The organism is Flavobacterium sp. B167r, assembly GCF_056824315.1.
Window position 1 is genome coordinate 2,679,443 of the sequence record NZ_CP124859.1, and the last position, 17,693, is coordinate 2,697,135.

At 33.8% G+C, this 17,693-nt stretch carries 18 protein-coding genes; 2 read left to right on the plus strand and 16 right to left on the minus strand.

Features of this window, described 5'->3' with window-relative positions; translation table 11 throughout:
• Positions 1–5: 5 nt before the first annotated feature.
• The 14 genes from QLQ96_RS11860 to QLQ96_RS11925 form a co-directional block, all read right to left on the minus strand.
• Positions 6–1,862, minus strand: coding sequence for a M61 family metallopeptidase (locus QLQ96_RS11860; protein WP_482496859.1), 1,857 nt, complete (start codon positions 1,860–1,862; stop codon positions 6–8).
• A 111-nt stretch (positions 1,863–1,973) separates the two neighbouring features.
• On the minus strand, positions 1,974–2,252 hold the full coding sequence (locus QLQ96_RS11865; RefSeq protein WP_482496861.1) for a DUF2805 domain-containing protein: 279 nt from the start codon (positions 2,250–2,252) through the stop codon (positions 1,974–1,976).
• Between the two features lie 121 nt (positions 2,253–2,373).
• The gene (locus QLQ96_RS11870; protein WP_482496863.1) at positions 2,374–3,201 is read right to left on the minus strand and encodes a sterol desaturase family protein; all 828 of its coding nucleotides are present in this window, start codon (positions 3,199–3,201) and stop codon (positions 2,374–2,376) included.
• Positions 3,202–3,371: 170 nt separating this feature from the next.
• A complete protein-coding gene (gene aqpZ, locus QLQ96_RS11875) occupies positions 3,372–4,079 on the minus strand; it encodes an aquaporin Z (RefSeq protein ID WP_482496865.1) in 708 nt (235 codons plus the stop codon).
• Between the two features lie 23 nt (positions 4,080–4,102).
• Positions 4,103–4,459, minus strand: a complete 357-nt coding sequence (locus tag QLQ96_RS11880; protein WP_482496867.1) for a DoxX family protein — start codon at positions 4,457–4,459, stop codon at positions 4,103–4,105.
• Between the two features lie 87 nt (positions 4,460–4,546).
• The gene (locus QLQ96_RS11885) at positions 4,547–5,446 is read right to left on the minus strand and encodes an EamA family transporter (protein WP_482496869.1); all 900 of its coding nucleotides are present in this window, start codon (positions 5,444–5,446) and stop codon (positions 4,547–4,549) included.
• A 219-nt stretch (positions 5,447–5,665) separates the two neighbouring features.
• Positions 5,666–6,790 (minus strand): peptidylprolyl isomerase, encoded by a 1,125-nt coding sequence (locus QLQ96_RS11890; protein ID WP_482496870.1) that lies wholly within the window; start codon positions 6,788–6,790, stop codon positions 5,666–5,668.
• 30 nt (positions 6,791–6,820) lie between these two features.
• The gene (locus tag QLQ96_RS11895; RefSeq protein WP_482496872.1) at positions 6,821–7,897 is read right to left on the minus strand and encodes a peptidylprolyl isomerase; all 1,077 of its coding nucleotides are present in this window, start codon (positions 7,895–7,897) and stop codon (positions 6,821–6,823) included.
• 22 nt (positions 7,898–7,919) lie between these two features.
• The gene (gene gldI, locus QLQ96_RS11900; RefSeq protein ID WP_482496874.1) at positions 7,920–8,573 is read right to left on the minus strand and encodes a gliding motility-associated peptidyl-prolyl isomerase GldI; all 654 of its coding nucleotides are present in this window, start codon (positions 8,571–8,573) and stop codon (positions 7,920–7,922) included.
• An 8-nt stretch (positions 8,574–8,581) separates the two neighbouring features.
• On the minus strand, positions 8,582–9,589 hold the full coding sequence (locus tag QLQ96_RS11905) for a DHH family phosphoesterase (RefSeq protein ID WP_482496875.1): 1,008 nt from the start codon (positions 9,587–9,589) through the stop codon (positions 8,582–8,584).
• 99 nt (positions 9,590–9,688) lie between these two features.
• Complete coding sequence (locus QLQ96_RS11910; protein WP_482496877.1) at positions 9,689–10,948, minus strand: voltage-gated chloride channel family protein; 1,260 nt, start codon at positions 10,946–10,948, stop codon at positions 9,689–9,691.
• 89 nt (positions 10,949–11,037) lie between these two features.
• The gene (locus tag QLQ96_RS11915) at positions 11,038–11,421 is read right to left on the minus strand and encodes a RidA family protein (protein ID WP_095929905.1); all 384 of its coding nucleotides are present in this window, start codon (positions 11,419–11,421) and stop codon (positions 11,038–11,040) included.
• A gap of 151 nt (positions 11,422–11,572) precedes the next feature.
• The gene (locus QLQ96_RS11920) at positions 11,573–11,878 is read right to left on the minus strand and encodes a chaperone modulator CbpM (protein ID WP_482496878.1); all 306 of its coding nucleotides are present in this window, start codon (positions 11,876–11,878) and stop codon (positions 11,573–11,575) included.
• Positions 11,875–12,795: a DnaJ C-terminal domain-containing protein gene (locus QLQ96_RS11925; RefSeq protein ID WP_482496879.1), complete on the minus strand. Its 921-nt coding sequence runs from the start codon at positions 12,793–12,795 to the stop codon at positions 11,875–11,877. Before QLQ96_RS11925 ends, QLQ96_RS11920 begins: the two co-directional genes overlap by 4 nt.
• Before the next feature lie 330 nt (positions 12,796–13,125).
• Between QLQ96_RS11925 and QLQ96_RS11930 the strand changes: the two genes are divergently transcribed.
• Complete coding sequence (locus QLQ96_RS11930) at positions 13,126–13,842, plus strand: hypothetical protein (protein WP_482496881.1); 717 nt, start codon at positions 13,126–13,128, stop codon at positions 13,840–13,842.
• A gap of 35 nt (positions 13,843–13,877) precedes the next feature.
• On the opposite strand, the gene QLQ96_RS11935 is transcribed toward QLQ96_RS11930, so the two are convergent.
• Both QLQ96_RS11935 and QLQ96_RS11940 read right to left on the minus strand, forming a co-directional pair.
• Complete coding sequence (locus tag QLQ96_RS11935; protein WP_482496883.1) at positions 13,878–15,140, minus strand: MFS transporter; 1,263 nt, start codon at positions 15,138–15,140, stop codon at positions 13,878–13,880.
• 229 nt (positions 15,141–15,369) lie between these two features.
• Entirely contained in the window at positions 15,370–15,897 is a 528-nt protein-coding gene (locus QLQ96_RS11940) for a hypothetical protein (RefSeq protein WP_482496885.1), read from the minus strand.
• Positions 15,898–16,105: 208 nt separating this feature from the next.
• On the opposite strand from QLQ96_RS11940, the gene guaA reads away from it, so the two are divergent.
• Entirely contained in the window at positions 16,106–17,635 is a 1,530-nt protein-coding gene (gene guaA / locus QLQ96_RS11945; RefSeq protein WP_482496887.1) for a glutamine-hydrolyzing GMP synthase, read from the plus strand.
• Positions 17,636–17,693: the final 58 nt, after the last annotated feature.

Consider the following 17,693-nt stretch of genomic DNA (forward strand, 5'->3'; position numbering starts at 1 on the left):
AGAAATTATCCTTTTAACCATGCATTTTTAAGTTTCTCTTTTGAAGCGTCTGTTGCTTTAAAAGTCTCAGTTTCTTCGAATGGTAACTTTACGGTTCCTTTAATCGTTTCTTCTTTTGTGCCACGTTTTACTTTAAGTGTAATTGGGTCATTTTCTTTCCAGCTTTCACTTTCAGTAATTAAATCATAAATATTATCCAAATTGTATGATTTGTTGTTTACAGCTAAAATTTTATCGCCACCTTTTAAATTCAGGTTTTTAAAGAACGCTTTTGATTCTGACTCAGGACGTACAGTGATTTCTTTCGTAGCTTTGTCAACAGAAATATTTGGAGTTTGTCCTTTAATAAACGGATTTCCAGATTTTTTCTCTGTTGCTTTTGTAACACCAACTTTAGCTAAATAAAAATCGTAAGGAATCGGAGTAGTTCCTTTAACATATTTATTCAAAAAGTCACCAACTTCAGGATATGTTAATGAAGTTATTTTTGCGAATAATTCATCATCATTAAAAGGTTTTTCAATACCATATTCATCAGATAGTTTATGCATTAAATTAAGAATTCCTCTTTCTCCATTGCTTTTTTCTCTAATGATAATATCGATACACATACCAATTAAAGCTCCTTTTTGGTACACATTTAAGTACTGATCTTTATAAGGCTGTTCTAATACATTTTTACTCATTACTGTAAACGACATTGTATCGTCTAAACTTTTAGACTGTTCAATTTTATCAGCAATACGAGTGTAGAATTCAGCTTCGTCAATCAAACCTTGGTTGATTTGGAAAAGATTGGCAAAATATTCAGTTACACCTTCATACATCCATAAATGCTCAGACATTTGTGGTGCATTGTAATCAAAATACTGAATTTCTTTTGAGTGAACAGTTAATGGCGTAACGATATGGAAGAATTCGTGAGAAACTACATCTTTCATAGATTCTACCAATTTTTCTTTTGGCATTGATTCTGGTAAAACTACAGTTGTAGCCGTTGGATGTTCTAAAGCACCAAAACCGTGCGCGTCATCTTTTGCCATGCTTGATAAATACAATAAGACAGTATATTTTTTAGTAGAATTTACTTTTCCTAAAAAGTTTTTCTGTGCTGTCATCATGGTTTTCATTTCTGGAGTAATGCTTTCGGCAGTATATTTTCCAGTAGGAGAGTAAACCGCGATTAAGATATCCATTCCGTTTACATTAAAAGTAGTGTAATCAGGTTTAGAATACATAATCGGATTTTCTACTAAAATAGCGTAACGAGAAGTTGCAAATACATCAGAAGTGTTGCTAGCGTCTTGATCTGTCATAGAAGTAGCTCCCCAAAGCGTTTCAGGATGCGTGATCGTAACTTTGTACGGAACATCTAATTTATCTTTAAAATACCCTACAAAACCATGAGTGTTGACCATGAAATTTTTTCCAGCATCGATGTTTGTTCCAGCAGGAGAGAAAACGTCATCATTTCCAAATCCAGTTCCTTTTTCAGTATCAAAAGTATCGTTCACCAGATAAGTGATTTTCGCTAATGCTTTAGCGTTTGAAATAGACCAAGAATTATCATCTAATCTTTTTACAGTAAGAGGATTTCCTTTAACATCAAATGCTTTAAAGTCTTCGGAATATTTTCCGTAATTATCAGTTGAATAAGTTCCTGGGACAGTTTTCGGAATACTGTAAACGATTTCTTCAGTTTTAATGGCTGGTGGCGTAACTGTTACTAAGACTTTGTCATCTTTAACATCAGTTAGATTGATATTAACTTCAACAATATTGCTTTTTGCAGCTCCGGTGCTCCCTGTTTTACAGCTCCAAAAAGTTACCGCTAGAGCTAAGGTGTAAAGTATTTTTTTCATTTCTATATGTTTAGTTAATTGTATTTGACACAAAAAATATTAAAAAGTTACTAAAAAATAACATTTAATTTAAAGGTAAAAAAAAACTCCTGAAAAAACAGGAGCTTTATGTTAGTCTAATTTATTTTTGATATAATATTTTCCATCCAAATCTTCATCAAAATCATCTATTTTTACAGGCTTTGGCTTTGGTTTATTTGCAATTGCCTTCTTTTTCCACATCTCAAATTTTTCAAGAGGCATTTTCTTTTTCATGATGTCCAGGACTTCCTTTTCTGCCAATCCAAAATCTTTCTTTATAATTTCGAATGGATTTTTTTCTTCTAAAGCTAACGAAACAAGTTTTTCAGTTTGTTCCCAGGTTAATTCTTTGCGGCTACTCTTTTTCATCTCGTGAAAATTAATTCAAAATAGGGTTTTAATTATTAATAGATTGATTTTCAATTTCTGTATCAATATTAAAAAAAAAAATAATACGTTGGTTCAGTAGAGCACACTTTTTTTAATGATTTTAACTGTTTTTGAAGGATCGTGATTTTTGAAATGGAATTTTTAGCAGATTCTTCAATTCGTTGTTTTCATCAGGCTGCATATGCGTGTCTACACCATATATGAGCTGATCTTTGGGTAAATAGGTAAAGGTTCCAAAAAGTCTGTCCCAAATAGAAAAAATATTTCCATAATTGCTATCAGTGTAAGGCAAAACATAATGATGATGCACTTTATGCATATTCGGAGAAACAATAAAGTAGCTTAAGAAAAGATCTGTTTTTTCTGGAAGCGAAATGTTGGCATGATTAAATTGCGACGCAACAACAGATAATGACTGATAAAGAAAAACCATCCACATTGGAGTTCCAACAATTAAAACGCCCAAAGTGGTAAAAACAAAACGCACCACACTTTCTCCAGGATGATGTCTGTTTGCCGTTGTGGTATCGATCCACGTGTCTGTGTGATGCACTAAATGAAATTGCCATAGAATTTTTACTTTATGCTCTACCAAATGAGCTAAATAAGCGCCAATTAAATCCAAAAGCAATAAACCAATTATAGTGTAAAGCCACATTGGCATTTGAGGAAGCCATTGCAGGATTCCAAAATTATGATCGATTGTCCATGCAGCAGTTGTTATTAATATAAATGCTAGAATAAAATTGACGATAATTGTTGTGAATGTAAAGAAGAAATTTATTCCTGCATGAGGCCATTTTTTGTATGGCATTTTAAATAACGGAAAACTATTTTCAATAAGCCAGAATAGGGTAATGCCGCCAACCAGAATCAAACTTCTGTGCGAAGAAGGAATCGTAGAGAAATATGTGATAATATCATTCATAATAATGTTATCTTTTTGTTCAAATATAAACAATTTGATAAAGTATAATTATTTTGAATGTTGAATTTTTAAATAGGAGTATGTTTTTTTACGATTAATTGTTTTGTTGAAATGAAAAAACGGAGAAAATAATATAACCTTCTCTGTTTTTCTATTTCTATCGAAGTTTATTACACTTCAGCATTATTTTGCAGTAAGGTTTTATAAAGGAAACCGCCCGCAACTGCACCAAGAATAGGAGCGGCCCAAAAGAGCCAAACCTGAGACAATTGTTCTCCGCCAACAAAAATAGCTTGCGATAAAGATCTTGCGGGATTTACAGATGTATTTGTTATTGGAATACTAATTAAATGGATTAAAGTTAACGCCAAACCGATTGCAATTCCACAGAAAGGTGTATTTGATAATTTATCCGTTGCGCCTAAAATGATTAGTATAAAGAATAAGGTAAGTACAAATTCAGCAATAAAACAAGCTTGTAACGAATAACCATCTGGAGAAAAAGCTCCAAAACCATTAGATGCAAAGGCTCCAGCTTTTGTGTTGTCAATTGCAAAACCAGCCTTTCCAGAAGCTATTGTGTATAAAGTTCCTGCAGCGGCCGCAGCTCCAACGCATTGAGCAATGATATACGGAATAAGATCTTTGGCAGAAAATCTTCCTCCAGCCCATAAACCAAAAGAAACCGCCGGATTAAAATGACCGCCAGAAATGTGGCCAACAGCGTATGCCATTGTAAGTACCGTTAAACCAAAAGCTAGCGCAACGCCTGCAAATCCAATTCCTAAATTTGGAATTCCTGCCGCAAATATGGCGCTTCCGCATCCTCCAAAAACAAGCCAATAAGTTCCGAAAAACTCTGCAAATAATTTCTTCATAATAAATAATTTAATGGTTAATGTTAGAATGTATATTGGTAAGCCCAATATATTAAAACAATTTGTAAGAGCAAACGTACAAATAAAATCCATTTTGGTAAGCCAAAGCCTGCTTTTTTATTTTGAAACATGTACAAATTGGCAGGAAAAATAGCAATTAATAGCATTATAATTCCCCAGGCGGCAAAATGTGTTGCAAAAGGCAGGATTAGAAAGATGCCTAGAATAATTTCGACGGCACCACTTAAAGTATTTATTAATTTGGGGTTTTTAAAGGCGGGCGGAATGATCTTAATATACATTCCAGGTTTTCGAAAATGATTTATTCCTGCAAGAATATATAAGGAAGCCATTAAATACAAATGCCAAGGTAAAATCATGATATGTAGTTGTTTATAGCTAAATTATAAAAAAATTAACAATTATTGCACTACACATCTTGTTTTTTTAATGATGCACATTTCTCCTTATTTTTTTGACTTGAAATTTACATTCATAATAACTATAGCAAGTATAATTAATACAATACCAATCCATTGAGAAAGAATTACTTTTTCGTTTAATAAAACATAAGCCATTGTTACAGAAACTGGAAGTTCAAGAGCAGAAACAATACTTCCAAGTCCGATTCCTGTTAAAGGAAAACCTGCCGTCATTAAAAGTGGCGGAATTATTGTTCCAAACAAAGACAAAACGATTCCCCACTTTAAGAAAATTTCAAGATTGAAAGCGGTTACTTGTGTAGCAAAAGCAAAAGAGAAAACAATAATAGCACCTCCTAAAAGCATATAAAGGCTTCTTTGCGCTGAAGAAATTTCGGTAGCAACACGATTGGCAGTAAACATAGTTGTTGTAAAAGAAGCTGCAGCGAGCATTCCCCAAACTAAACCTCTCCAGTCTAGTTCGATATCATTATTGATAAGATTTGTAGCTAAAACGGTTCCGAAAAGCACTATAAATACAGCAATTACTTTTTGTTTTGAAGGAAGTTTTTTTTCTAAAATCATTTCAAGTAAAACTCCCATCCAAACGGTTTGCATCAATAAAACGATTCCGATAGAAACAGGAATATATTTTACAGCCAAGTAATAAAATAAGCTTGTCATTCCTAATGAGGTTCCTGCAAGCATTAAACTGAAAATATTTTTTGGAGAAGCTTTTACAGCCGTATTTTTGTTTTTAACACGTTGAAAAAGATTGATTATAAGAATACCAAGAATTCCGTATATAAACTGTGATGTCGTTACTTCTGCAGTTGTGTATCCTTCAGTATAGGCCATTTTTACAAAAGTAGCTAGCATTCCGTAAGTAGTTGCTCCCAAAGCAACAAAAAATACACCCTTTAATACATTATTTTGCGACGTCATAAATTATCTGTTTAAAAAAATTAGCCGGCAAAGGTAAGCTATTTTGTTTAGGATTCTATCGTACTATGTTGAAAATAGTGATTAAATCATAATAAAATTTATTTTTAAAGCTTTGAATTGTGAATTCTTTAAAAACGAAAACGTTAGAAAAAAGAAAAGCCATCAAAAATAATTCTGATGGCTTTTTTATTTGAAAGAATAAATGTTTCTCTTTAATGATTACTTAGTTTGATTTTGATATGTTTCAATTTCGAAAATCAAAGTTGCATTTGCTGGAATTACACCGCCAGCACCTTTTTCGCCATAAGCTAAATTTGAAGGCAAGAAGAAAGTTGCTTTTTCTCCATCTGTCATCATATCAAGAGCTTCAAGAAACCCAGGAATCATTCCGTCTTTTTTACCAACTGTAAAAGGAAAAGCTTTGTAACCTCCTTGAGCATCTCTGTTAGCATCATATTTCCCATATGCTTTTGCTACAGAAGGCATGCTGCTGTCAAATAAAGTACCATCTTCAAAATATCCCGCGTAATGGAAATAGATTGTAGAACCTTCAGCACCTTTTACGCCAGTACCTTTTTTAGTGATTACATATTTTAAGCCTGTAGAAGTTGCTGTTGCTTTCGCTTTTAAGTCTTTAAAATAAGCCGCTTTAGCAGTTACTGCTTTTTTAGCCTCTTCTTTTTTTGCAGCTTCTTTTTTAACATCGTCGCTTAAAACTTTTAAAGCATCAAATTTCTTTGCTGCAGCGCCTTTGCGGGTAATAACAATTTTTGTCATTACATCATCCTGAACAATTTTATTTACATTATCCATTCCAGAAACTACGTGACCAAAAATAGTGTGTTTTCCGTTTAACCAAGGAGTATCTTTATGAGTAATGAAAAATTGGCTACCGTTTGTTGCTGGGCCAGAATTTGCCATTGCAAGAACACCGCCTTTTTCGAATTTTAAATCGTCTACAAATTCATCTTTAAATGAATAACCTGGGCCTCCAGAACCATTTCCGTCAGGATCACCACCTTGAATCATGAAATCATTGATAACTCTGTGGAATTTTAATCCGTTATAAAATGGTTTTCCTTTAAGTGATGCTTTCACATTAGGATTTGTACCTTCTGCCAAAGAAATAAAGTTTGCTACCGTTACAGGAGCTTTTACATATTCTAAAGAAAGAACAATATCTCCTTTTGTAGTAGAAATTGTAGCGAAAATTCCATCACCTGGATTTGCTGCCGCTGCTGCTGTAGTTGTAGGTTTAGCTGCTGGTTTTGCAGCAGGTTTTTTAGTTTGAGCTTGTATATTTACTATTGCTAAGCAAAATAAAAATAGAAATTTAAATTTCATTGCTTTTTAAATTTTAGGTCTGTAATTCGATTATTGTTTATCTGAAATCTGGATTTCGAAAATAATGTTTGCGTTTGGCGGAATCACACCTCCAGCGCCAGTTGCTCCATAAGCTAAGTGCGATGGAATAAAAAGAACTGCTTTATCTCCGTAAGACAATTGCTCAACTCCTTCAATAAAACCAGGGATTAAACCGTCTTTTTTACCAGCTTGAAATTGAATTGGCTGATATCCGTGCTGTTGTGCTCTTGCAGGATCAAATTTTCCGAATTGTTGTGCAACTTCTTCAATGCTAGTATCAAATAAAGTTCCGTTTTCAAGGAAACCAGCATAGTGAATGTAAATTTGATTTCCAGCAACAGGTTTTTTACCGCTTCCTTTTTCAGTAATTACGTACTCTAAACCGCTAGCAGTTTTAGTAGCTTTTGCTTTTAAAGCGACATAAGAATCTACTTTTTCTTTTTGAATTCCAGCAGATTTTTGTTGTTCTTTTGCGATATCAGCAAAATAATCGTGGAATACTTTTACAGCATCAAATTTTTTCGCTGCTTCACCATTTCTGATAATCGTTACAGCAACAATATTATCTCCTTGAACTACTTTATTTACAACCTCTTGATCTTTTGCATCTACAACATGACCAAAAATAGTATGTAAATTATCCAACCAAGGAGTTTCTACGTGAGTGATAAAAAACTGGCTGCTGTTTGTTCCTGGGCCATTGTTTGCCATTGCTAAAACTCCAGCTTTATCAAATTTTAAATCTGAGAATTCGTCTTTAAATTTATATCCAGTATCTCCAGAACCAGTTCCTAATGGATCACCAGTCTGAATCATGAAACTTTCTATCACTCTATGAAATTTCAAACCGTCAAAAAATGGTTTGTTTTTAAGGTTTTCGTGTGTTACAAACTCATTTTTACCTTCAGCTAGAGTAACGAAATTAGCCACTGTTATAGGCGCTTTTTTGTAATCAAGCTCTACAATGATGTGACCTTTGTTTGTCTCGATATCGGCATATAAACCATCAGGTAGATTACTGTGGTCGTCTTTACAAGAATAAAATGAGCTTACGGCTATTAGTAATAATAAAATACTCTTTTTCATTTTAAGATATTGTTTTATTGAGTTAATGTAATGTGTCTTTTTTGGCTGGCGCAGCAGGTTTTGCCACTGCAGGTTTTGGCGTTACGGCTGATGGTTGAGCAGCAGCAGGTTTTGCTATTGGTGCAGCAGGATCTGGAACAAAATTTCTAAGCGTTACCGTAACCATTAAAGATTCGTTTGGACCAATTTTTTTGTTATCTCCGTGATATCCGTATGCCATGTGTGATGGAAATAAAAACGTAACCGTTTCATTTTTGTGCATTCTTTTAATTCCGTCACGTAAACCCATCATAATATCTTGTTTGTCTACATAATAAGTTTGCGGACCAAGATCTGAATCTGAATAGATTGTAGCGCCTTTAATATCTTTTACTTCCATATTAAAGTAAGCGATATCGCCTTTTCTTGGAGCTGCAGTTTCATTTACGTTTTTTTCATCGTAACAAAACCAATAGCCTTTTGGAGTGGCATAATACTTTACTTTCGGATTGTTTTTGATTATTTTTTTAATGACATCTTCTTCATTTGCCACTAATTTTTTGTTTCGGTCGGCTGATTTTTTCATGAATGTTCCCGAAGTTCTAGAAATAGGTCTTCTGGCTTCTTCATGATGCTTACAGCTGCTTAATAAAACTGTAAAAAGCAAAGTGTAAATGCTAAGTTTTAGGTAGTTCATGATTTGGACTATAATTTTAGTTTTTTTACTAAATCTTCAAATTTATTAACCGTTTCTTCCATCGAAACTTCAGATCTTCCGCCTGCTGCATTGCTATGCCCACCACCGTTGAAATGATCTCGTGCAAACTGATTTACATCAAAACCTCCTTGCGAACGGAATGAAATCTTGATAATGCCTTCGTCTTTATTTTCGATAAAAATAGCAGTAAAAAGAATATCTTTTATACTTAAGCCATAATTAACAATTCCTTCAGTATCACCTTTAACATAATTAAAAGAATCTAGCTCTTCTTGTGTTAACGTCATATATGAAGTTTTATGATCTTCAAGAATCTTCATATTTTGCAAAGCACGCCCTAATAATTGTAATCTGCTGAAAGAACTATTGTCGAAAAGCAATACCGGAATCTGAGTGTTTTCAACTCCTAAATCAATTAATTCAGCTATGATTCTATGTGTGTTTCCGGTTGTTCCAGGAAAGCGGAAAGAACCAGAATCAGTTAAAATTCCTGTGTAAATGCAAGTTGCAATATCTTTGTCAATATCTTCTTTTTTATTTAAGAAGCTAATGAAGTTGTAAACCATTTCACAAGTTGACCCGTATGAAGTGTCTGAATAAGTAAATGCAGCATAATCATCAGGTTTTTGATGATGATCGATCATAATGAAAGTCGCTTTCAATTTTTGTAAAGCTTTCTCCATCATTTCGCCTGTGCGGTGAAAAGCATTGAAATCAAGTGTGAAAATGATTTCAGCTTCTTCTAAAATCTGTGTACAGATTTCGGTTTCTTTTTCGAATATTTTTACCGTTTCAGATCCTGGAAGCCAAGCTAAAAAGTTAGGGAAATCATTCGGAGCAATTACTGTTGCCTGATGATTGTTTTTAATTAAAAAATGGTATAAACCCAACGTAGATCCCATCGCATCGCCATCTGGTCCTCTGTGCGGAATAATAACGATTTTCTTTGGGCTAGCGAGTAACAATTGAATCGCTTGAATATCTTGTATTTTCATAGTGTGCGAATTTACATTTTTTTCATGTAATGCTGAAAATAATTTTAGTTTTCAGTCGCAGTCGCAGTCTCAGTTCTCAAACCAGTTTGGAATTTTACTTTATAAATTCTGTAGTTCTTTCTTTTGAAACTTTTGATACAATTTGTATTTCGCACCTTTTACAATCTGAGATTTGTAAATTCCGACAGAACCAGAAGAAAAATATGCAATTGTACAGGCAATTGCGATGAAAATTCCTGGAGCAATTCCGAATAATTCCATTCCCATAATCGTACAGGCGATAGGAGTGTGGGTTGCGCCTGAGAAAACGGCAACAAATCCGATTCCTGCTAAAAGAGCGATTGGCATCGGAATAACAGTCGAAAGAGCACTTCCCAAAGTTGCTCCGATAAAGAACAATGGCGTCACTTCGCCACCTTTGAAACCAGCTCCTAAAGTAAATCCGGTAAACAAAATTTTAAGCAGAAAATCATACCATTGATTCGGATTTGAAAAGGATTCGACAATAACAGGAACGCCCAAACCAGAGAATTTAGTAAATCCTAAACCTGCAATTGCAATAGCTAAAACAATTCCACCAATTACAGGGCGAAGCGGCGGATATTTTATGTTTTTTGAAAAAAGAGAACCCCAAAAATGAGTGCTTCTAGAAAATAATAAAGCAGCAAAACCTGATAAAACTCCAACAATTATAGTATATAAAATGTTGTTTAAACTAAGTTCTGGAATTGTTGGAATACTGTAATGCGTATGTTTTATTTCCCAAAACTCAACTGTGAAATAGGCAGCATAAGCAACCAAGAAAGAAAGTAAAGTGCTTTTAAAATTAATTTTACTGAAATATAAAACCTCCAAAGCGAAGATTGCACCAGCCATAGGAGTTCCGAAAACAGAAGCAAAACCCGCGCTGATTCCGAGAATGATTAAAATTTTGCGTTCTGAATTATCTAGTTTAAAGAGTTTTGTAAACTGATCGGCAATTGCGCCTCCCATTTGTACTGCAGTTCCTTCTCGTCCTGCAGATCCTCCAAATAAATGAGTTAATAAAGTTCCTAAAAGAACCAAAGGCGCCATTTTAAACGGAATCACTTTTTTAGGATTTTCGTATTCTTCCAATAAAAGATTGTTTCCTTTTACAACAGATTCTCCCCAATAATAATAATAACTCAAACCAACCAGAAATCCGCCGAAAGGCAAAAGCCAAATAATCCAATCATGCTGAATTCTAAACTGCGTAACCCATTCTAAAGAAACTAAGAAAAATGCAGAAGCTGATCCTGATAAAATGCCGATTAAGGCACAAATAACAATCCATTTTGGAAGATCAAGAAGTAATTGTTTTGGATTTGGAGTATTCATTAAAATCTGCGTGACTTTTTTGCCACGAATTCACAAATTTAAAAAATTACTATAGAATATAATAATTCGTGAATTCGTGGCTATAAAAACTACTGAACCACAGCAGTAAATTCTATTTCAACCAAATATTCTGGAGCAACCAGTTTACTGATTTCATAAAATCCTGTTGTTGGTTTTATATCTTTAAAGAAAGCAGAATGCGCTCTCGCCACTTCTTCGAAAGTAGAAACATTTGTAGTGAAAATTCTAGTTCTAATAACATCTTTCATTCCCACATTTAAATCTTCTAAAACCTTTTCAACTCGTTCCAAAATATTATACGTTTGAGCATAAGCGTCATCAGCTTTTACTTTTTCGCCGTCAACAATGGCTACAGTTCCAGAAACTTCAACGATGTTGCCAATTCTTACAGCTCGGCAATATCCCATTTTGTCTTCCCACGGAGATCCAGTTAAGATGTTTTCTCTTTTCATTTTTTATAATTTTTGCGAATTTGTCTGTATGGTTTTAAAAGCAAATTCAGGTTAATTAAAGATGCTGCAATTTAAGGATAATGCTTTTTGCGTGTATTAAAAAAAGCTTGAAATCAATTCAGAAATCAAGCTTTTTTGTGATATTTAATTGTCATTCGGTTTCTCTTTCTTCGTAAAGGCGAAGCTTATTTTGGACTATATTTAAATTTTGCTGTAAGGCTTCAATTTTATTTAGAAGATTTGAGATTGCATCAATTCCTTCTAAATTAATTTTGAGGTCATAATGCATTCGAATCATTTTTTCTACCGTTGGAAGCTGTTCTGGTTCTAGAAATTCATCATTTTCTTCTGTTATAATATGAATGAGACCGTAATTATGAAGTTCGGTTATAAACGTGTTTTCAATTTCGTGATAAATACAAAACTGTTTGATCTGGATTAAGTTTTTATTTTTCATGACTTTCTTAGTTTTGCTAATTCTTCAAATAACTCTTTTTCTTTGTCCGACAGTTTTGTTGGAATTTTTATCGTGTACGTGATGTATAAATCGCCAAATTGATTCTCTTTTTTGTAAACTGGAAAACCTTTTCCTTTTAATTTTACTTTTGTTCCCGGCTGTGTTTCTGCGGGAACTTTAATTTTTACTTTTCCATCAAAAGTATTGATGTACGTTTCTCCGCCTAAAACTGCAGTGTACAAATCAATCGGTGCTTCTGCATAAAGATTATTTCCTTCGCGTTTAAAATCTGAATTATTAGAAATTATAAAAGTGATGAACAAATCACCATTTGGGCCGCCATTTACACCAGCTCCGCCATGATTTGGAATTTTGATAATTTGTCCGTTTTCTACACCAGCAGGAATCGTAATTCGGATATTTTTTCCGTTTACAGACAAGTTTCGTTTATGCGTTGTGTAAGCTTCTGCTAAATCTAATTCTAGTTCGGCATTAAAATCCTGACCTCTGTATTTAGATTGCGATCTGCTTCTTCCGCCACCGCCATACATCGAATTGAAAAATTCAGAGAAATCACTTCCAGAAAAGTCTCCGCCAAAACCAGAAAAATCACCTTCAGAATATTGAGAACCGCTTTGTTGTCTGCTTTGTTGCTGATTCGGATTATATCCTGCTTTTTCAAATTCGTCGGCATGTTGCCAGTCTTTTCCGTACTTGTCGTATTTTTTTCGATTTTCTGGATTGCTTAAAACTTCATTGGCTTCATTTATTTCTTTGAACTTTTTTTCGGCTTCCTTGTCATTCGGATTTAAATCAGGATGATATTTTCTCGCCAGTTTTCGATATGCCTTTTTGATGTCCGCCTCAGTAGCAGATTTTGTAACGTCTAAAACTTTGTAGTAATCTATATAATCCATTTCTTTTGAGTTTTATAAATGGTTAAATAAAGTCTTGAAGTTAAGAATAAGTTGTTAATAATCAAAACGGTAGTTTGTTTTTTGAAGTAAAAAGAATATTTTTTGTGATAGTTTTTGAAATTTGATCCCGACACTTCGGGATCGAAAATTGAAATTTATTTTTTGTAAAGCAAAAAAGCAGTTTGGCAGGTTTTTTGATTCCAAAAAATAGCTTAATTTAATGTTATAAAACTCCTAAAGTTGTAGAGGCTAACTAAATTATACTATTTTTGTGATGCTAGACTTTTGGTTTATATTAATTATAAAAGCCGATTCGATAATACTTTTTCAATGAAGCACATTTTATTTTTCATATTATTTTTTACTGCAATGTCAGTATCTGCCCAAGTCGAATTTAATTCTAAATTCAAAGCTATTCCTGGGGGAAAGTTTACGGCAAAGCCTAAAAAAACTCCGATTCCTGACGTAAAAGATCCGCAGGCAAATACGCTTGATGTTCCAAGTATTAAAACGCCAAATGTTTTTGAAAATACGACTATAACTCCAAAATCAAAATTTCAGATTGGAGAAGAAAAAAGCAAATTTACCATGTCTACAGAAACTGATTTTGCCAATCCTGGCGATCGATATGTAGCAAAAATGGAAAAAGACTTGGATAAAAGTTTAAAAGATGCTGGTTTACGAGAAGGACGCGGTGTATTGGTAAAGAAAAATATTTCGTTGGGTGATTTTAAAACGAAATCAGAATATTTTATCGTAAAGTTTCGAGATTTCGGAGCAATTGATGGCGATTTAGTAAAAGTATCCTGCAATGAAACAGTAATAAGAGACCGAATTTTACTAGATGCTAGTTTCCAACAAGTTAAAATCAATCTTGGACAAGGTTTTAATAAATTAGATTTTGAAGCTCTAAATATAGGAACTCTAGGAGGTAACACTGCAGAAATACAAGTCTACGACGATAAGGGCAATCTAGTTACCAATGATTACTGGGATAATCTTGCAGCAGGTTTTAAAGCTTCGATTGTTGTTACGAAAGAGGAATAAAAAAAGAGAAGACCGTTTTTCGGTCTTCTCTTTTTTTATATAATGACTTTACCTGAATTTGCTGGTTTTCCTTCGCCTGTTTCTTTCAGCAGAAAACTAATTAAAACTGCTATCGTAATACCAACAATCCAAAATAAGCCAGCTTGCTGAAAATGAACTGTTTTATCAAGAGAATCATTTAAAGTCTGGCCAAATAAACGACTGAATAACGGACTTAAAAGCGTTGTTACTCCAAAAGTTATAAAATTAATTGCTCCTGTGGCACTTCCTTTTACTTTATCAGGATTCGCTTCTTTAATTATGGAGTAAGGAATCATTGCCGCTCCAGAAGCAACACCCAATAAAAACATACTATATTTTGTAGTAAGGATATCGGGAAAGTATAATAATTGAATTAAGGTTATGATCATTAATAAAGCGCCAGTTACTAAAACTGGTTTTCGCTTTTTTAGCTTATCTGTAATATATCCTAAAAGCGGACATCCGAATACCCAACCAAAAGCGACCATTGCGCTTGATATAGTTGCGGTATGAAAATCTAAAGCACGATCTTTTTGAAAAAAATCAACAGCCCAAGTCATTGCAAATATAGTGGTTGGAGCAAATAACAATCCAGATATTATACCGCAAAACCAAGATTGAGGATTACTAAAAACGATTTTGTAAGGTTCTAGAATACCTTGCTTTTTGACTATACTTTCTTCTTTTTTTTCGGCTAAATCAGCTGGAGTTATAAACCAAAGGCCAAAAGCAACGATTATGGTGAAAATTCCGATTGAAAGCCAAAAAGTATCGATATGCATTCCTTCTTCGATCCAAGGCCCAACCACAAATTGTCCTGCAGAACCGCCAAGCATTCCGAGACATTGTGTAAATCCAATTGCTGTTGCCAATGATTTTGCTGAGAATCCTTTACTGGCAAGATATACACAGCCTGGAAAAGCAAAAGCGCATCCAGCACCTTGAAATAATCGACCTGTTACGCCGCTAAACTGACTCGAAATCATAAATAATAAACAGCCAATTCCCAAAATAAATGCGCCTGCAAAGAGCGAATATTTGGCTCCAAATCGATCGAGTGCGATTCCGGCAATTAAACTGCAAGTCGAATACGTATAATAATAGGTACCGATAATAGTAACTAATCTAATTTCGTTTACCGAAAAAGTTTGAGAAAGTTCAGGAAGCATTACCGCAGGAGCAGAGCGAATAACATAATCTAAAAAATAAAATAAAAGTCCAAATACCCAAGCAATGACGTAATATTTGGTATACGATTTAGTACTGTTTATGTCCATAGGATTACTCTGTTTTTAATTTGCAACTAATTTTATAAACCTTATTTTGGGTCTAAATGAGGGGGTATAAAATTAAGGAAAAGATTTGGTTTTCTTTAAAAGGTACTGAGAAACTAAGCTACTAAGAGGCTAAGTTGTTCATTCTGTGAAAATAAAAAAGAGAGATTCTAAAAATAGTAGAACCTCTCTTTTAGATCTAATTAAAAGCTTAGTTTATTAGAACCTTAGATTAAAATGGATCTGCAGTAACTTTAAATTTCATGTCTGCCTTAACCGTTACATCTTTCGTTAAAGTCTCTTTCAGAGTTACTTTAGTTCTAATTTTATAACTATCTGCTTTTATATATTCATCTAGTTTTTTATCCGTACAAATCAAATCGATTGTGTTGCTTGACACGTTTATATTATCTGCGTAAGCTAATTCGATTTCTTCTGAATTGGCTGTAGAAATATACAAATGAACCGATTTTAGAAACGTAAAAGTCTTATCAGACGGATCTGTAATCGATAATTTCAATGATCTGATTTTAATATCTTTTACTAAACTAGCCTTTGTTTTATTGTTTTCAAATTCAGATGAAGAATTGGTTGTTACTTCTGGTGTAATAATCTCAGAAGGCAGATTAATTGGCGAAGTGCTTTGAATTTTAATCGAAGCATTATTCGAAATAGTAAAAGTCAATAAATCATCTACAGCATTACAAGAAGAAAAAAAGATCGACAGAAAAGCGGTCAAGGCAATAAGTTTTGATTTCATAGTTAATTTAAATGGGTTTTTCTGTAGATACGAGTTTTTGGATGGTTTGGATTTTTCGTGGAGATACTAAGTTGCTAAGTCGCTAAGTTTTTTCTTTATGATGTTGAAAAAACTCAGAATCTTAGCGTCTTAGTATCTTAGAACCTTTTGAATAAAAAAAAATCAAAAATCAATTTTTCAATTTCAAATATAAAAAGTACTTTTGCGCATGCAACACAACGTACTTATTTTAGATTTCGGATCGCAATATACTCAGCTTATTGCGCGTAGAGTTCGCGAATTAAATATATTCTGCGAAATTTTTCCTTACAATCACATTCCAAGTGATTTATCAAGTTATAAAGCCGTAATTTTAGGAGGAAGCCCTTTCTCTGTTAGAGGAGAAGATGCGCCGCATCCTGATTTATCACAAATTAGAGGTAAAATGCCTTTGCTTGCCGTTTGTTACGGAGCTCAATATTTAGCTCATTTCAGTGGTGGCGAAGTAGCAGCTTCAAACACAAGAGAATACGGAAGAGCAAACTTATCTTATATTAAAGAAGGTGAAACTTTCTTTGAAGGAGTTTCAGAAAACAGCCAAGTTTGGATGAGCCATAGCGATAGTATCAAAGCGCTTCCAACAAATGCTGTAAAATTGGCAAGTACACATGATGTAGAATACGCAGCTTATAAAATTGAAGGCGAAACTACTTATGCAATTCAATACCATCCAGAAGTTTATCATTCAACAGACGGAGCAAAAATGCTGGAGAATTTCTTAGTGAAAATTGCTGAAGTTCCTCAAAACTTTACGCCAAATGCTTTCGTAGAAGAAATGGTAGCAGAATTGAAAGAAAAATTAGGAAACGACAAAGTTGTTCTTGGTTTATCTGGAGGAGTAGATTCTACTGTAGCGGCAGTTTTATTAAACAAAGCAATCGGAGATAATTTATATTGCATCTTCGTAAATAACGGACTTTTACGTAAAAACGAATTCCAAAATGTATTAGATCAATACAAAGGAATGGGATTGAATGTAAAAGGTGTTGATGCTGGAGATCGTTTTCTTGGCGAATTGGCTGGAATTAGTGATCCTGAAACAAAACGTAAAACAATTGGTCGTGTATTTATCGAAGTTTTTGATGATGAATCACACTTATTAGAAAATGTAAAATGGTTAGCGCAAGGAACAATTTACCCAGACGTTATCGAATCTGTTTCTGTAAAAGGACCATCTGCTACAATTAAATCACACCACAACGTTGGTGGATTGCCAGATTATATGAAATTGAAAATTGTAGAACCACTTAGAATGCTTTTTAAAGATGAAGTAAGACGAGTTGGAGCTTCATTAGGAATAGATCCAGAATTATTAGGAAGACATCCTTTTCCAGGACCTGGATTATCAATTAGAATTTTAGGAGATATTACTCCAGAGAAAGTTCAGATTTTACAAGATGTAGATTCTGTTTTCATTGAAGGATTAAAATCTTGGGGATTATACGATAAAGTTTGGCAGGCTGGAGCAATTCTGCTTCCTGTAAACAGTGTTGGCGTTATGGGCGATGAGCGTACTTACGAAAAAGTAGTAGCGCTTAGAGCTGTAGAATCAACAGATGGTATGACTGCTGACTGGGTTCATTTACCGTACGATTTCTTGATGAAAGTGTCAAACGACATTATTAATAAAGTAAAAGGCGTGAACCGTGTAGTTTACGATATTAGTTCAAAACCACCAGCAACAATTGAGTGGGAATAGTAGCATAATTTAAAATTAAGGTCTTACATTTGTAAGGCCTTAATTTTTTATAACCTAC

What these genes read in the sequence shown, in the direction of transcription:
- QLQ96_RS11860 (WP_482496859.1), bottom strand. Translation starts at nt 1,862, where the DNA reads ATGAAAAAAATACTTTACACCTTAGCTCTAGCGGTAACTTTTTGGAGC.
- QLQ96_RS11865 (WP_482496861.1), bottom strand. Translation starts at nt 2,252, where the DNA reads ATGAAAAAGAGTAGCCGCAAAGAATTAACCTGGGAACAAACTGAAAAA.
- QLQ96_RS11870 (WP_482496863.1), bottom strand. Translation starts at nt 3,201, where the DNA reads ATGAATGATATTATCACATATTTCTCTACGATTCCTTCTTCGCACAGA.
- aqpZ (WP_482496865.1), bottom strand. Translation starts at nt 4,079, where the DNA reads ATGAAGAAATTATTTGCAGAGTTTTTCGGAACTTATTGGCTTGTTTTT.
- QLQ96_RS11880 (WP_482496867.1), bottom strand. Translation starts at nt 4,459, where the DNA reads ATGATTTTACCTTGGCATTTGTATTTAATGGCTTCCTTATATATTCTT.
- QLQ96_RS11885 (WP_482496869.1), bottom strand. Translation starts at nt 5,446, where the DNA reads ATGACGTCGCAAAATAATGTATTAAAGGGTGTATTTTTTGTTGCTTTG.
- QLQ96_RS11890 (WP_482496870.1), bottom strand. Translation starts at nt 6,790, where the DNA reads ATGAAATTTAAATTTCTATTTTTATTTTGCTTAGCAATAGTAAATATA.
- QLQ96_RS11895 (WP_482496872.1), bottom strand. Translation starts at nt 7,897, where the DNA reads ATGAAAAAGAGTATTTTATTATTACTAATAGCCGTAAGCTCATTTTAT.
- gldI (WP_482496874.1), bottom strand. Translation starts at nt 8,573, where the DNA reads ATGAACTACCTAAAACTTAGCATTTACACTTTGCTTTTTACAGTTTTA.
- QLQ96_RS11905 (WP_482496875.1), bottom strand. Translation starts at nt 9,589, where the DNA reads ATGAAAATACAAGATATTCAAGCGATTCAATTGTTACTCGCTAGCCCA.
- QLQ96_RS11910 (WP_482496877.1), bottom strand. Translation starts at nt 10,948, where the DNA reads ATGAATACTCCAAATCCAAAACAATTACTTCTTGATCTTCCAAAATGG.
- QLQ96_RS11915 (WP_095929905.1), bottom strand. Translation starts at nt 11,421, where the DNA reads ATGAAAAGAGAAAACATCTTAACTGGATCTCCGTGGGAAGACAAAATG.
- QLQ96_RS11920 (WP_482496878.1), bottom strand. Translation starts at nt 11,878, where the DNA reads ATGAAAAATAAAAACTTAATCCAGATCAAACAGTTTTGTATTTATCAC.
- QLQ96_RS11925 (WP_482496879.1), bottom strand. Translation starts at nt 12,795, where the DNA reads ATGGATTATATAGATTACTACAAAGTTTTAGACGTTACAAAATCTGCT.
- QLQ96_RS11930 (WP_482496881.1), top strand. Translation starts at nt 13,126, where the DNA reads ATGAAGCACATTTTATTTTTCATATTATTTTTTACTGCAATGTCAGTA.
- QLQ96_RS11935 (WP_482496883.1), bottom strand. Translation starts at nt 15,140, where the DNA reads ATGGACATAAACAGTACTAAATCGTATACCAAATATTACGTCATTGCT.
- QLQ96_RS11940 (WP_482496885.1), bottom strand. Translation starts at nt 15,897, where the DNA reads ATGAAATCAAAACTTATTGCCTTGACCGCTTTTCTGTCGATCTTTTTT.
- guaA (WP_482496887.1), top strand. Translation starts at nt 16,106, where the DNA reads ATGCAACACAACGTACTTATTTTAGATTTCGGATCGCAATATACTCAG.